Genomic DNA, 13,463 nt, shown 5'->3' on the forward strand with positions numbered 1-13,463 from the left:
ACGCGCAACTGACTTGCCAGCAATGGCGGCTTCCTATGCATCGCCGCTATCGCTATCGCCAGCAAGCCGGCTCCTACGGATGTGTGAAGTACCGCATTTCAGCAGCCACCCGCGAATTCGTAGGAGCTGTCGAGTGCAACGAGGCTGCGATCTTTTATCCGAGAGCGCCCCAATAAAAGATGGAACCCTGCCCCCAGAAAACCACCTAATGACAAGACCTTAGGAGGTGACCAATGCAAATCGAAACCATCTGGATCGTACTGGCGGCAATTCTTGTACTGGTCGAGCTATGGGCTATCAATAAAGTCCGCAAAGCCGAAGGCAAATCCAGCGACAAACTGGTGTGGATTGTCGTGATCGTGTTCGTTCCGTTGCTCGGATTGATCGCCTGGGCAGTCGCGGGACCGAAGCACAAAAACCCGAATCCGCATTCGCCGCAGGCCAAGCAGTAACTCAGGCACGCGGCAGTTAACAACTGCGACAAACGCAAAAAACGAAGCCCCGACGAAAGTTGGGGCTTCGTTGTTTTCAGCGCAGATACAACTAATGATCAAACTTTTATGGGTCAAGTCATCCGGTGGCCGGGGGGAATTCAGGCAATACTTTTCGCCATTGGTATACACGCCAGTTGAAGACCGGTTGGCGAATGATAGATGGCAGATGCCTCACCTACATATCCGCAGCGTCGGTAAAAATCCGCTGCATTTAACGTAGCGTCGAGAATGACCTCCTTGAGCCCCAAATCCCGCGCAACGCGTTCAAGATGGCTGAGCATTCTCAGACCGATCCCACGCTGCATAAAATCCGGAAGGACAAAGATCGCACCGATTTCGCGGTTGTCGAGATCCAGCATGCCTGTCGCCACCGGTTGGCCGTCGATACAACCGAGGTAAAAGTGCTTCTTCATCAGCACGTCATAACCATCACTTGCTGAGCCTTTGGTCCACGCCATCATCTGGTCCGAGGTGTAGGCCCCGATACATTGATGACGTATTGCTTGAAGGCGAATGTCAAACGCAACCTGCGCGTCACCTTGGGCGGCCCTTTTGATTTCGAGCATGGCGTCGCTATAGCGAATAGTCATGAAATGAAGTCCATTTACTGGGTATTAATCCTTTAGACCCTGCATCCATCCGGGATGGGTGATAGCCGCGGACGCAGCCTTCGGCAGCTGCTACAGGGCGGCGCTCGTTTCAGGATCAGAAGTTTGCCGGGGTGTTGGCGCTGATGATTTCCGCTTCATCCTGGCCGATATTGCGAAACCGGTGCGGCAGCGTCGTCGGGAAGTAATAGCCATCGCCGGCATTCAATACGCTGATCTGCCCATCCACCGTCAGCTCAACCGTGCCGCGCGTCACGAGCCCGCACTCCTCGCCTTCGGAATGCACAATCGGCTCTTCTCCCGAACTCGCCCCGGGTGCGTATTGCTCGCGCAAGAGTCGCATCTGCCGGCTCGGCACGGACGCGCCGATCAGCAGCAGACGCAGGCCATGGCGGCCCAGGTCGGGCTGTTCATTGGCGCGGAAGACGTATTGATGTTCACGAGGCGGTTGGTCGAAGGTGAAGAAATCCGCGAGGGACATGGGGATGCCTTCGAGCAGCTTTTTCAGGGAGCTGACGGAGGGGCTGACGCGGTTCTGTTCGATCAGGGAAATGGTGGCGTTGGTCACGCCACTGCGCCGGGCCAGCTCGCGCTGGGAGAGTTTGTAGCTTTCGCGTACCAGTTTGAGTCGTGAGCCCGTGTCCATGACAGCCTTATGCGAAAAATACTCAAGGGTTATGGGGATGGATGGCGGGCGACTTTTGACCGCGAAAATACCGCTTCCCCTGTCCCGGAGAGGTGAAAGGCGGGTATTAAATCACGTTTGCAGGTGTTGCTGAAGGCGGTGAGGTTGATGGCCATTGTGCGGTGCATGATTGGGCTTGTGTCTGCAGTGATGGCCTCTTCGCGAGCAGGCTCACTCCTACAGTTTGGTCCGGGCCAACTGCCAATTCTGTGTACACCGTTGGCGGACTGTAGGAGTGAGCCTGCTCGCGAAAGCGGTGGTTTTGGCAGCATTGATGTTGGCAGTGCCGCCGTCTTCGCGAGCAGGCTTGCTCCCACAGATATTGAGTCGGCGCCAGTTGTGGCTGACTTAGATACCAAACCTATCACGCAGCGCGTAGTACGCGGCGCCCAGAGCGGTGAGCGGGGCCTGGAAGGTGCGGCCGCCGAGCATCGGCATGTGCGGGAGCGAGGCGAAAGCGTCGAAGCGTTCGGCGTCGCCACGGATCATCTCGCTGATCAGCTTCCCGGCCAGGTGCGAACACGTGACGCCGTGACCGCTGTAGCCTTGCATGTAATAAGCGTTTTTCTCGATACGACCGAATTGCGGCATGCGCGACATGGTCAGCAGGAAGTTGCCGGTCCAGCGGTAGTCGATCTTCACGTCCTTGAGTTGCGGGAAGGTCTTGAGGATTTTCGGCTTGATCAGCTGTTCGATGTCATCCGGCTCGCGCGCGCCGTAGACCACGCCGCCGCCGTACAGCAGGCGGTTGTCTGCTGTGAGGCGGTAGTAATCCAGCAAGTAATTGCAGTCTTCCACGCAATAATTGTTTGTGATCAGGCTGCGCGCGACGTGCTCGGACAACGGTTCGGTGACGACGATTTGCGAGCCGCACGGCATGCTTTTGCTGGTCACGCGATTGTCCAGGCCCTGCGGCAGATAGGCGTTGCCGGCAATCAGCAGATACTTGGCGCGCACGACGCCTTTGGCGGTACGCACGGTGATCGGTTCGCCGTAGGTGATTTCCACCGCCGCCGATTGTTCGTAGATCTTGCCACCCAGGCCAATGATCGCCGAGGCTTCACCGAGGGCCAGGTTCAGCGGGTGGACATGGCCGCCCTGCAAATCGAGCAGGCCTCCGACGTAATGGTCGCAACCGACTTCACGTTTGATGTCTGCAGCGTCGAGCATCTTCAGGTTCTTATTGCCGTAGCGTTCCCAGCTTTTTTTCTGCTCGGCCAGGCCTTTGAGCTGCTTTTTATTCAGCGCGGCGAAGATGCCGCCGGGCTTGTAATCGCACTGGATGTCGTAGTGCTGGATGCGCTGACGGATGATGTCAGCGCCTTCAAAAATCATGCTGCCCAGCACTTCAGCGGTCTTGTCACCGTAGCGGTCTTCAATGACATCAACGTCGCGGCTGTACGAGTTGACCAGTTGCCCACCGTTGCGACCGCTGGCACCGAAACCGACTTTGGCGGCTTCGAGCACGGTCACGCTGTACCCGGCTTCGGCAAGGAACAGCGCCGAGGACAATCCGGTGTAGCCGGCGCCGATCACACAGACGTCGCAATCCACGGCTTGCTCAAGCACCGGAAAGTCACCGGTGAAGTTGCGGGTGGCGGCGTAGTAGCTGTTTACATGTGTTGTTGTTTTCATAGGTTTCTCCGAGGGCCGCCCACACTGGCCGGCGGCCACCGATTTAGAGGTGTCAGAGCTTGATCCAGGTCGCTTTGAGTTCGGTGTATTTGTCGAACGCGTGCAGCGATTTGTCGCGACCGTTACCCGACTGCTTGTACCCGCCGAATGGCGCGGTCATGTCGCCGCCGTCGTATTGGTTGACCCACACGCTGCCGGCACGCAAGCCGCGAGCGAAGGTGTGCGCCTTGCTCAGGTTGCTGGTCCAGACACCGGCGGCCAGGCCGAAGATGCTGTCGTTGGCGATCGCCAGGGCTTCCTCTTCGGTGTCGAAAGTGATCAGTGACAGCACCGGGCCGAAGATCTCTTCCTGCGCGATGGTCATGGCGTTGGTCACGCCATCGAAAATCGCCGGCTCCACGTACAATCCACCGCTGGCTTCGAGGGTCCGGTTACCGCCGGCAATAAGGTTCGCGCCCTGGTCTTTGCCGATCTGGATGTAGCGCAGCACGTTGTCCAGTTGCCGCTGATCCACAACCGCGCCGACCGTGGTTGCAGGGTCGAGTGCATGCCCCGGTTGCCATGCTTGCAACGCTTCCACCAGCAGTGGGATGAATTGCTCGCGAATCGAGCGCTCCACCAGCAAACGCGAACCGGCGGTGCAGACTTCGCCCTGGTTGAAGGCAATCCCGCTGGCCGCCGCGTGTGCAGCTGCGCGCAAATCCGGCGCATCGGCGAACACCACGTTTGGACTCTTCCCCCCTGCTTCGAGCCAGACGCGTTTCATGTTGCTTTGGCCGGCGTAGATCAGCAGTTGCTTGGCAATCGCAGTGGAGCCGGTAAAGGCCAGCACGTCGACGTCCATGTGCAACGCCAGCGCTTTGCCGACGGTATGGCCATAGCCCGGCAGAACGTTGAACACGCCTTGCGGGATGCCGGCATCCAGCGCCAGCTGCGCGATGCGGATCGCGGTCAGTGGCGACTTTTCCGAAGGCTTGAGGATGAACGAGTTGCCGGCCGCGAGGGCCGGAGCAAACTTCCAGCTGGCCATGATCAACGGGAAATTCCACGGCACGATCGCGGCGACGACACCGGCCGGTTCGCGGGTGATCAGGCCCAGTTGATCGTGCGGCGTGGCGGCGACTTCGTCGTAGATTTTGTCGATGGCTTCGGCGCTCCAGCGGATCGCGTTCGCGGTCGCTGGAATGTCGATGTTCATCGAATCGCTGATCGGTTTGCCCATGTCGAGGGTTTCGAGCAGAGCGAGTTCTTCGCGATTGGCGAGGATCAGATCGGCGAAGCGGATCAGGATGCGCTTGCGTTCGGCCGGGGCCAGGTGTGCCCAGATTCCGGACTCGAAGGTGCGGCGGGCGACGGTTACCGCTTCGTTGGCATCGGCTTCGTCAGTGCTGGCGACGTTGGCCAGGAACCGGCCGTCGACCGGGCTGATGCATTCGAAGGCATCGCCGCTGAGTGCCGGCCGGTATTGGCCGTCGATAAACGCGCGGCCTTCGATGGATAAGGACTGGAAGCGTTGCTCCCAGTCGCTGCGAGTGTTTGTCATTGTGGTGACTCGACGCGGAGGAATAAGTGATCGTCAGTTAAAACTTGAAACGCAATCCCTTGTAGGAGCTGGCTTGCCAGCGATGGCGGTGTGTCCGGCGACATCAATGTCGACTGTGCTGCCGCCTTCGCGAGCAGGCTCGCTCCCACAGTTGATCAGCGGTGTTCGCAGAGCTTGTGTACACCGCCAATCCCCTTGTAGGAGCTGGCTTGCCAGCGATGGCGGTGTGTCAGGCGACATCTATGTTGACCGTGCTGCCGCCTTCGCGAGCAGGCTCGCTCCCACAGTTGATCAGCGGTGTTCGCAGAGCTTGTGTACACCGCCAATCCCCTTGTAGGAGCTGGCTTGCCAGCGATGGCGGTGTGTCAGGCGACATCTATGTTGACCGTGCTGCCGCCTTCGCGAGCAGGCTCGCTCCCACAGTTGATCAGCGGTGTTCGCAGAGCTTGTGTACACCGCCAATCCCCTTGTAGGAGCTGGCTTGCCAGCGATGGCGGTGTGTCAGGCGACATCTATGTTGACCGTGCTGCCGCCTTCGCGAGCAGGCTCGCTCCCACAGTTGATCAGCGGTGTTGCGTCAGACGGTATGCAAATACCAGTTGTACTCAAGGTCCGAGATGGAGTTCTCGAACTCGGCCAGCTCGCTTTCCTTGCACGCCACGAACACGTCGATGTACAGCGGGTCGATGTAGCGGGACATGACTTCGCTGTCCGCCAGTTCGCGCAGGGCATCGCGCAGGTTGTTCGGCAGGCTCTGCTCGTTTTGCTCGTAGCTGTTGCCTTCCACCGGTGCGCCCGGCTCGATCTTGTTGATCAAGCCGTGGTGAATACCGGCCAGCACCGACGCCATCAGCAGGTAAGGGTTGGCATCCGCACCGGCAACGCGATGCTCGATGCGTACCGAATCCGCCGAACCGGTCGGCACTCGCACCGCCACGGTACGGTTGTCGATGCCCCAGCTCGGCGAGTTCGGCACGTAGAACTGCGCACCGAAGCGGCGGTACGAGTTGACGTTCGGGCAGAGGAAAGCCATCTGTGCCGGCAGGGTCTCGAGCACACCGCCGATCGCGTGACGCAGCGCGGCGTTCTGCTCGGGATCCTCGCTGGTGAAGATGTTGTTGCCTTCTTTATCGAGAATCGAAATGTGCACGTGCAAACCATTGCCCGCCTGACCCGGATACGGCTTGGCCATAAACGTGGTGTCCATCTCGTGGTCATAGGCGATGTTTTTCACCAGACGCTTGAGCAACACCGCGTAGTCGCAGGCCTTGATCGGGTCATTGACGTGATGCAGGTTGACTTCGAATTGCGCCGGGGCGCTTTCCTTGACGATGGCGTCGGCAGGGATGCCCTGCTCTTTCGCACCTTCGAGGATGTCTTGCAGGCAATCGACGTATTCGTCGAGGTCGTCGATCAGGTACACCTGAGTCGACACCGGACGTTTGCCGGACACAGGCGAGCGTGGCGATTGCGGACGTCCGTTAATGTTGTCCTGATCAATCAGATAAAACTCGAGTTCGAACGCGGCGCAAATGGTCAGACCCATATCGTCGAACTTGCTCACGACCTGACGCAGCACTTCACGCGGATCGGCAAAAAACGGCTGGCCTTCGAGTTCGTGCATGGTCATTAACAGTTGCGCGGTCGGGCGCTTCTGCCATGGCTCAATGCTGAGGGTGTCGGGGATAGGGAAACAGATGCGGTCAGAGTCGCCGATGTCCAGACCCAGGCCGGTGCTTTCCACCGTAGAACCGTTGATGTCCAGGGCAAACAATGACGCGGGAAGGTTGATGCCTTTTTCGTAAACCTTATGAAGACTGGTGCGTTCGATGCGCTTGCCGCGCACCACACCGTTCATATCCGCAATCAGAAGGTCGACGTACAAAACCTCAGGATATTTCTTAAGGAATGCGTTTGCTTCGTTGAGTTGAACGGTACGCAGAGGGACCGACATGATGCACCTATAGGCTGTTAATTATTATGTTCACTGCTGTTTCGCGAGCTCAGTCAACCCGAACGGCAAAGTGAAGTCAATAGCGAACACCCAGCGCCTCATCCTTTATTTTCAGGCCTTTTTAGGGCACGACAGGGCCAGATAAAGTGCCAGCACTGCAGAAATCATGAAGATTAGACGTGTGGCGTTTAGAATTTTTTACATGAGAGTTGTTAATTAAAATCAACAAGGCTAAGCTCCGGAAAAGCTCGTTCAAGTGTGAAACTTCGAGGTGATAAAAATGGCATTCAAGCCATTGATCGGCGTTACTGCATGCGTCAAACAGATTGGCCTGCACCCCTACCACGTCAGCGGCGACAAGTACTTGCGTGCTGTCAGCGTCGCGGCTCTGGGGCTTCCCGTGGTCATTCCTTCCCTGGGTGATCTGACTGAAATCGACGACCTGCTCGCGCAGCTCGACGGTTTACTGCTGACCGGTTCGCCGTCGAATGTGGAGCCTTTCCACTATCAAGGCCCGGCCAGCGCTCCCGGCACGGATCACGATCCGGCGCGGGACGCCACTACCCTCCCCTTATTGCGTGCAGCCATCGCTGCGGGCGTTCCGGTGCTCGGCATTTGCCGGGGCTTCCAGGAGATGAACGTGGCGTTCGGCGGCAGCCTGCATCAGAAGGTGCACGAGCTGCCGGGCATGCTTGATCACCGCGAAGCGGACAGCCCGCAACTGGCGGTGCAATACGCTCCCGCGCATGCTGTCATCGTGCAAACGGGCGGCGTGTTTCAGGCGCTGGATTTGCCGGAGCAGTTTCAGGCGAATTCGATTCACAGCCAGGGGATTGATCGACTCGCAACAGGGCTGCGCTGCGAAGCGATTGCGCCAGACGGCTTGATCGAGGCGATCTCCGTAAAGGACAGCGAAGCCTTCGCCGTCGGCGTGCAATGGCACCCGGAATGGCAGGTTCTTTCCAATCCTTCTTATCTGAGAATTTTCCAGGCGTTTGGCGATGCCTGCCGGCAAAGGGCTGCGCTGCGTAAAGCCCGCTGATTCAAAACATTTATTGACTGCCCCCGCAAGACTGGCGGACGTGCTTTGGCGCGTCCGTACTTGCGAAACAACACACTGCAATAACAACAAGTACGACCCAGGCAGCCAGGACGGCGGCGCCGAATAAGCCCGATGGGTATGGGCCAGTGATTCAAAGGCAACTCCCTGTAGGAACGAGCTCGTGTGGCCAAGGGGCTTGTGTGTCCAAGGGGCTTGTGTGGCGAGGGGGCTTGCCCCCGTTGGGGTGCGAAGCAACCCCGTAATCAGCCACCGAGATCCTGAGATGGAACTCGGTGGCCGGTTTACGATTGCTCCGCAATCGGACGGGGGCAAGCCCCCTCGCCACACAAGCGCTCTTTCCCAAAGGACCGCCGTTGAACGCTCTGGCACTGCTCGCTTTGGGCTTGCAATCCACTCTTAAGTCAGGCCGCGTTGGCCCGACGACTGAAACCTGTTGGGAGTTTCACATGGCAAACGCCTCCAGCATTCACAGGAAGGCTCTTGAAGGTCAGCAAGCCGCGAAAAAGGTCTTGTTGAAAGTCGATCGCGTCACCAAGAAGTTTGACGAAACCTGCGCAGTCGACGACGTCTCGCTTGAGATCCATCAAGGGGAAATCTTCGCCCTGCTCGGCGGTTCCGGTTCGGGCAAATCAACCTTGCTGCGCATGCTCGCAGGCTTCGAACGCCCCACCGACGGGCGAATTTTCCTCGACGGTGTCGACATCACCGACATGCCGCCGTACGAACGCCCGATCAACATGATGTTTCAGTCCTACGCCCTGTTCCCGCACATGACGGTCGCCCAAAACATCGCTTTCGGCCTCAAGCAGGACCGTCTGCCGGCCAGCGAAATCGACGCCCGCGTCGAAGAGATGCTGCGCCTTGTGCACATGACCCAATACGCCAAACGCAAACCGCATCAACTCTCCGGTGGACAGCGTCAGCGCGTCGCCCTCGCCCGTTCGCTGGCCAAACGTCCGAAGCTGTTGTTGCTGGACGAACCGATGGGCGCGCTGGACAAAAAGCTGCGCTCGCAGATGCAACTGGAGCTGGTGGAGATCATCGAGCGCGTCGGCGTGACCTGCGTGATGGTGACGCACGACCAGGAAGAAGCCATGACCATGGCTCAGCGCATCGCGATCATGCACCTGGGCTGGATCGCGCAGATCGGTAGCCCGGTCGACATTTACGAAGCGCCGGTCAGCCGCATGGTCTGCGAATTCATCGGCAACGTGAACGCGTTCGATGGCACCGTGGTGGAAGACCTCGAAGGCCACGCGATCATTCACAGCCCCGATCTGGAACAGAAGATTTACGTCGGTCATGGCGTCAGCACCTCGGTACAGGACAAGTCGATCACCTACGCCATCCGCCCGGAAAAAATGCTCGTCAGCACCACTCAGCCCGAGTTCCGCTACAACTGGTCGCAAGGCAAGGTGCACGACATCGCCTACCTTGGCGGCCACTCGGTGTTCTACGTGAAGCTGCCGAGCGGCAAAATCGTCCAGTCGTTCATGGCCAACGCCGAACGCCGTGGCGCACGTCCGACCTGGGACGACAACGTCTACGTGTGGTGGGAAGACGACAGCGGCGTGGTACTGCGCTCATGAAAACACTCAATCAGCAGTTCCTGCGGCTGATGCCGAGTGGTCGCAAGCTCGTCATCGGAATCCCTTTCCTGTGGCTGTTCCTGTTTTTCATGTTGCCGTTTTTTCTGGTGATGAAAATCAGCTTCTCGGAAGCGGCGCTGGCGATCCCGCCGTACTCCGAGATCTACACCTTCGCCGAGCAGAAATTTCAGCTTCTGTTGAACGTCGGCAACTACTTGTTGCTGACTGAAGACGAGCTGTACATCTCGGCGTATTTCGGTTCGCTGAAAGTGGCTTTCTTCAGCACGCTGATGTGCCTGGGAATCGGCTTCCCGATGGCCTACGCCATCACCAAAGCAAAGAAGGAAACGCAAAACGTTTTGCTGCTGCTGATTATGATGCCGACCTGGACCGCCATCCTGATCCGCGTGTATGCGTGGATGGGCATCCTCAGCAACAACGGTTTGCTCAACGGCTTTTTGATGTGGACCGGGTTGACCGACCACCCCATTGAAATCCTCAACACCAATATTGCGGTGTATATCGGCGTGGTGTACGCGTACCTGCCATTCATGGTGTTGCCGCTGTACGCCAACCTCGTCAAGCACGACGGCAGCCTGCTGGAAGCCGCATCTGACCTGGGTTCGAGCAACTTCAACAACTTCTGGAAAATCACCGTGCCGCTGGCCAAGAACGGCATCATCGCCGGCTGCATGCTGGTGTTCATTCCAGTGGTGGGCGAGTTCGTGATTCCGGAACTGTTGGGCGGCCCCGAGACCTTGATGATCGGTCGCGTGCTGTGGCAGGAATTCTTCAACAACCGCGACTGGCCGGTGGCCTCCGCGCTGGCTGTGGTGATGCTGTTGATCCTGATTGTGCCGATCCTGTTGTTCAACCGTAGCCAGGCCAAAGAGATGGAGGGTCGGGGATGAAACGCTTCGGATTTTCAAAGTTCATGCTGATTTTCGGCCTGTCGTTCATCTACCTGCCGATGTTGATTCTGGTGATCTACTCGTTCAACGCCTCGAAACTGGTCACGGTGTGGGGCGGCTGGTCGCTGAAGTGGTACGTCGGTCTGCTCGACAACACGCAACTGATGGGCTCGGTGCTGCGCTCGCTGGAAATTGCCTGCTACACCGCCATCGCGGCGGTGGCGCTGGGCACGCTGGCCGCGTTCGTGCTAACCCGCGTGACGCGCTTCAAGGGCCGCACGCTGTTTGGCGGTCTGGTCACGGCGCCGCTGGTGATGCCGGAGGTGATTACCGGTCTGTCGCTGTTGCTGTTGTTTGTGGCGATGGCGCAACTGATCGGCTGGCCGATGGAGCGAGGCATTGTGACCATCTGGATTGCGCACACGACGTTTTGCGCGGCCTATGTGGCGGTGGTTGTTTCTGCGCGTCTGCGTGAACTGGACCTGTCCATCGAAGAAGCGGCCATGGACCTCGGAGCGAAGCCGTTCAAGGTGTTTTTCCTGATCACCATTCCGATGATCGCGCCGTCTCTGGCGGCCGGCGGCATGATGTCGTTTGCGCTGTCGCTGGATGACCTGGTGCTGGCGAGTTTCGTCTCGGGACCGGGCTCGACGACCTTGCCGATGGAGGTGTTCTCGGCGGTGCGTCTGGGGGTGAAGCCTGAGATCAATGCTGTGGCGAGTCTGATTCTGTTGGCGGTGTCGCTGGTGACTTTCCTGGTCTGGTATTTCAGCCGCCGCGCCGAAGCCAATCGCAAGCGAGCGATCCAGGAAGCGATGGACCAGACCGCCAGTGAATCGTGGCAGCCGCAACCAGCCGCCACTGCCTGACCCTGTAGGAGCTGCGGCACGCTGCGATCTTTTGATTTTGCTTTTCAAGATCAAAAGATCGCAGCCTCGTTTCACTCGACAGCTCCTACAAAAGTGGGGTGAGTCGATTAGCTGTGTTTTGTGATTTGAATAAGAATTGGAGTTGTACCGATGAAAATGTTTGGCAGAACTCTGCTGACACTGTCCTTACTGGGCGCGATAGCCACCGGCGCCCAGGCCAATGACAAGGTTCTGCGCGTCTACAACTGGTCGGATTACATCGCCCCGGACACCGTCAAAAAGTTTGAAGACGAAACCGGGATCCGCGTGACCTACGATGTATTCGACAGTAACGAGACGCTTGAAGCGCGCCTGCTGGCGGGCAAATCCGGCTACGACATCGTGGTGCCGTCGAACAGTTTTCTGGCCAAGCAGATCAAGGCTGGCGTGTATCAGGAACTGGACAAATCGAAGCTGTCGAACTGGAAAAACCTCAACCCGGTGCTGCTGAAAAACGCTGCGGCCAGCGACCCGGATAACGCGCACGCGTTCCCGTACATGTGGGGGTCGATTGGCATCGGTTTTAATCCGCAGAAGGTCAAGGAAGTGCTCGGCGCCAACGCACCGGTCAATTCCTGGGACCTGCTGTTCAAACCGCAGAATGCGGAAAAACTCAAAGCCTGCGGGATCAGTTTTCTCGACTCACCAACCGAGATGCTGCCGGCCGCCCTGCACTATCTGGGTTACCCGGTGAACTCCAAGGACAAGACGCAGATCGCCGAAGCGGAAGCGCTGTTCATGAAGATTCGGCCGTCGGTGGCTTATTTCCATTCGTCGAAATACATCTCCGATCTGGCCAACGGCAACATCTGTGTGGCGGTGGGCTATTCCGGTGATGTGCTGCAAGCCAAGGCCCGCGCCCAGGAAGCCGGCGGCAAGGTGCAGATCGATTACAGCATTCCGAGAGAAGGCGCCGGCAGTTTCTACGACATGGTGGCGATCCCCAAGGATGCGGCGAATGTCGACAATGCCTACCTGTTCATGAATTTCCTGATGCGTCCGGAGATCATCGCCGAGATCACCAACAACATCGGCTACAGCAACGCCAACGCGGCGGCGACACCGTTGGTGGATGACGCGATTCGCAATGATCCGGGCTCATATCCAACGCAAGCGGTGATAGCGACCTTGTATGCGATTCCCGACATGCCGATCGGTGTGCAGCGGGTGATGACGCGCGGCTGGACTCGGGTGAAGCTCGGGAAGTAGGCGCTGAATCCGACGCTTCGTTGGAACACCGCCCGGGGCAATCCTTGCTCCCATAGTGATTGTGTTGAAACGCAGAACTGTAGGCGACCCGCATACCTGTGGGAGCCGAGCTTGCTCGCGATGGCGGTATTCCAGCGAAGAACCCATCGCTGGCCACACACCATTCAACCGTTTCCGTTCACGCAGCGCCTTACCACCGCTGCACCTCTGTCTAGAACGGCCTCACCTGGCTTCCTCGGTTCAGGTGAATTCGGCGCCCTCCTCGGGCGCCTTTTTTTATGGCGCAACCAACGGCCATTCGGCCAACGCCCGGTAGCGGCCCTTGTGCGATGCGAACAGCGCAAAGCGATCAGCACGCAGAAAAAATTCCGGCGGCGTAGCGGACTCCGGCACCGGTGCGCGGAATTCGCGCATCAGCGTCACGTGCGGTCGGAATTCCTTCACCGTTTCTTCCAGCCCAAACGGTAACATCGCCTGTTCCAGGGCGTACACCAGCCTCAGCAACTCCGGCGGCGCCTGTTCCGGCGCCAGCACCAGCACCCCTGCCCTGCGCCAGACATCCAGACGATCCAGCGCCACCCGCAACGCCACCCCTGGCACACGAACCTTGCCTGCTGCCGTGCAAATCTCAGCAATATGCGCCGCACCTACGGCGCCGAGAAACAGCAACGTCAGATGAAAATTTTCCGTCGGCACCGGGCGCCCGATCCGCAGCTCCAGCGCGTTACGCCACTGCGCAATGGCCCGGCGTTGCTCGGCCGGGCAGCTCAGGGCAAAAAACAGCCGTTTGACCGGCTCATGGGCTTCGTCGCTCACGCCTGGCAGCTCCTTGTAGGCACGTTATAGTTGACCCAACCGATTCAA

12 protein-coding genes are annotated in these 13,463 nt (G+C 58.5%); 6 read left to right on the top strand and 6 right to left on the bottom strand.

Features of this window, described 5'->3' with window-relative positions:
- Window positions 1-233: 233 nt before the first annotated feature.
- Complete coding sequence (locus tag ACYZTS_RS21645) at window positions 234-452, top strand: PLD nuclease N-terminal domain-containing protein (RefSeq protein WP_461991954.1); 219 nt, start codon at window positions 234-236, stop codon at window positions 450-452.
- Window positions 453-592: 140 nt separating this feature from the next.
- Here ACYZTS_RS21645 and ACYZTS_RS21650 read toward each other — a convergent pair whose 3' ends face one another.
- From ACYZTS_RS21650 to ACYZTS_RS21670, 5 genes are all read right to left on the bottom strand, one after another.
- A complete protein-coding gene (locus ACYZTS_RS21650; RefSeq protein ID WP_461996510.1) occupies window positions 593-1,060 on the bottom strand; it encodes a GNAT family N-acetyltransferase in 468 nt (155 codons plus the stop codon).
- A 139-nt stretch (window positions 1,061-1,199) separates the two neighbouring features.
- On the bottom strand, window positions 1,200-1,748 hold the full coding sequence (locus ACYZTS_RS21655) for a cupin domain-containing protein (protein ID WP_028623608.1): 549 nt from the start codon (window positions 1,746-1,748) through the stop codon (window positions 1,200-1,202).
- A gap of 387 nt (window positions 1,749-2,135) precedes the next feature.
- Window positions 2,136-3,422, bottom strand: coding sequence for an NAD(P)/FAD-dependent oxidoreductase (locus tag ACYZTS_RS21660; protein ID WP_461991957.1), 1,287 nt, complete (start codon window positions 3,420-3,422; stop codon window positions 2,136-2,138).
- Window positions 3,423-3,474: 52 nt separating this feature from the next.
- Window positions 3,475-4,965 (bottom strand): aldehyde dehydrogenase, encoded by a 1,491-nt coding sequence (locus ACYZTS_RS21665; protein ID WP_461991958.1) that lies wholly within the window; start codon window positions 4,963-4,965, stop codon window positions 3,475-3,477.
- A gap of 577 nt (window positions 4,966-5,542) precedes the next feature.
- The gene (locus ACYZTS_RS21670) at window positions 5,543-6,919 is read right to left on the bottom strand and encodes a glutamine synthetase family protein (protein WP_461991960.1); all 1,377 of its coding nucleotides are present in this window, start codon (window positions 6,917-6,919) and stop codon (window positions 5,543-5,545) included.
- A 280-nt stretch (window positions 6,920-7,199) separates the two neighbouring features.
- Between ACYZTS_RS21670 and ACYZTS_RS21675 the strand changes: the two genes are divergently transcribed.
- The 5 genes from ACYZTS_RS21675 (at window position 7,200) to ACYZTS_RS21695 (ending at window position 12,599) form a co-directional block, all read left to right on the top strand.
- Window positions 7,200-7,961, top strand: a complete 762-nt coding sequence (locus tag ACYZTS_RS21675; RefSeq protein ID WP_461991962.1) for a gamma-glutamyl-gamma-aminobutyrate hydrolase family protein — start codon at window positions 7,200-7,202, stop codon at window positions 7,959-7,961.
- A 467-nt stretch (window positions 7,962-8,428) separates the two neighbouring features.
- A complete protein-coding gene (potA, locus tag ACYZTS_RS21680) occupies window positions 8,429-9,571 on the top strand; it encodes a polyamine ABC transporter ATP-binding protein (RefSeq protein WP_028623603.1) in 1,143 nt (380 codons plus the stop codon).
- Between the two features lie 29 nt (window positions 9,572-9,600).
- Complete coding sequence (locus ACYZTS_RS21685) at window positions 9,601-10,482, top strand: ABC transporter permease subunit (protein ID WP_161781302.1); 882 nt, start codon at window positions 9,601-9,603, stop codon at window positions 10,480-10,482.
- A complete protein-coding gene (locus ACYZTS_RS21690) occupies window positions 10,479-11,351 on the top strand; it encodes an ABC transporter permease subunit (protein ID WP_028623601.1) in 873 nt (290 codons plus the stop codon). Before ACYZTS_RS21685 ends, ACYZTS_RS21690 begins: the two co-directional genes overlap by 4 nt.
- A gap of 150 nt (window positions 11,352-11,501) precedes the next feature.
- Window positions 11,502-12,599 (top strand): polyamine ABC transporter substrate-binding protein, encoded by a 1,098-nt coding sequence (locus ACYZTS_RS21695; protein WP_461991964.1) that lies wholly within the window; start codon window positions 11,502-11,504, stop codon window positions 12,597-12,599.
- Between the two features lie 276 nt (window positions 12,600-12,875).
- On the opposite strand, the gene thpR is transcribed toward ACYZTS_RS21695, so the two are convergent.
- Window positions 12,876-13,415 (bottom strand): RNA 2',3'-cyclic phosphodiesterase, encoded by a 540-nt coding sequence (thpR, locus tag ACYZTS_RS21700; RefSeq protein WP_461991966.1) that lies wholly within the window; start codon window positions 13,413-13,415, stop codon window positions 12,876-12,878.
- Window positions 13,416-13,463: the final 48 nt, after the last annotated feature.

Source organism: Pseudomonas sp. TMB3-21 (assembly GCF_054898145.1).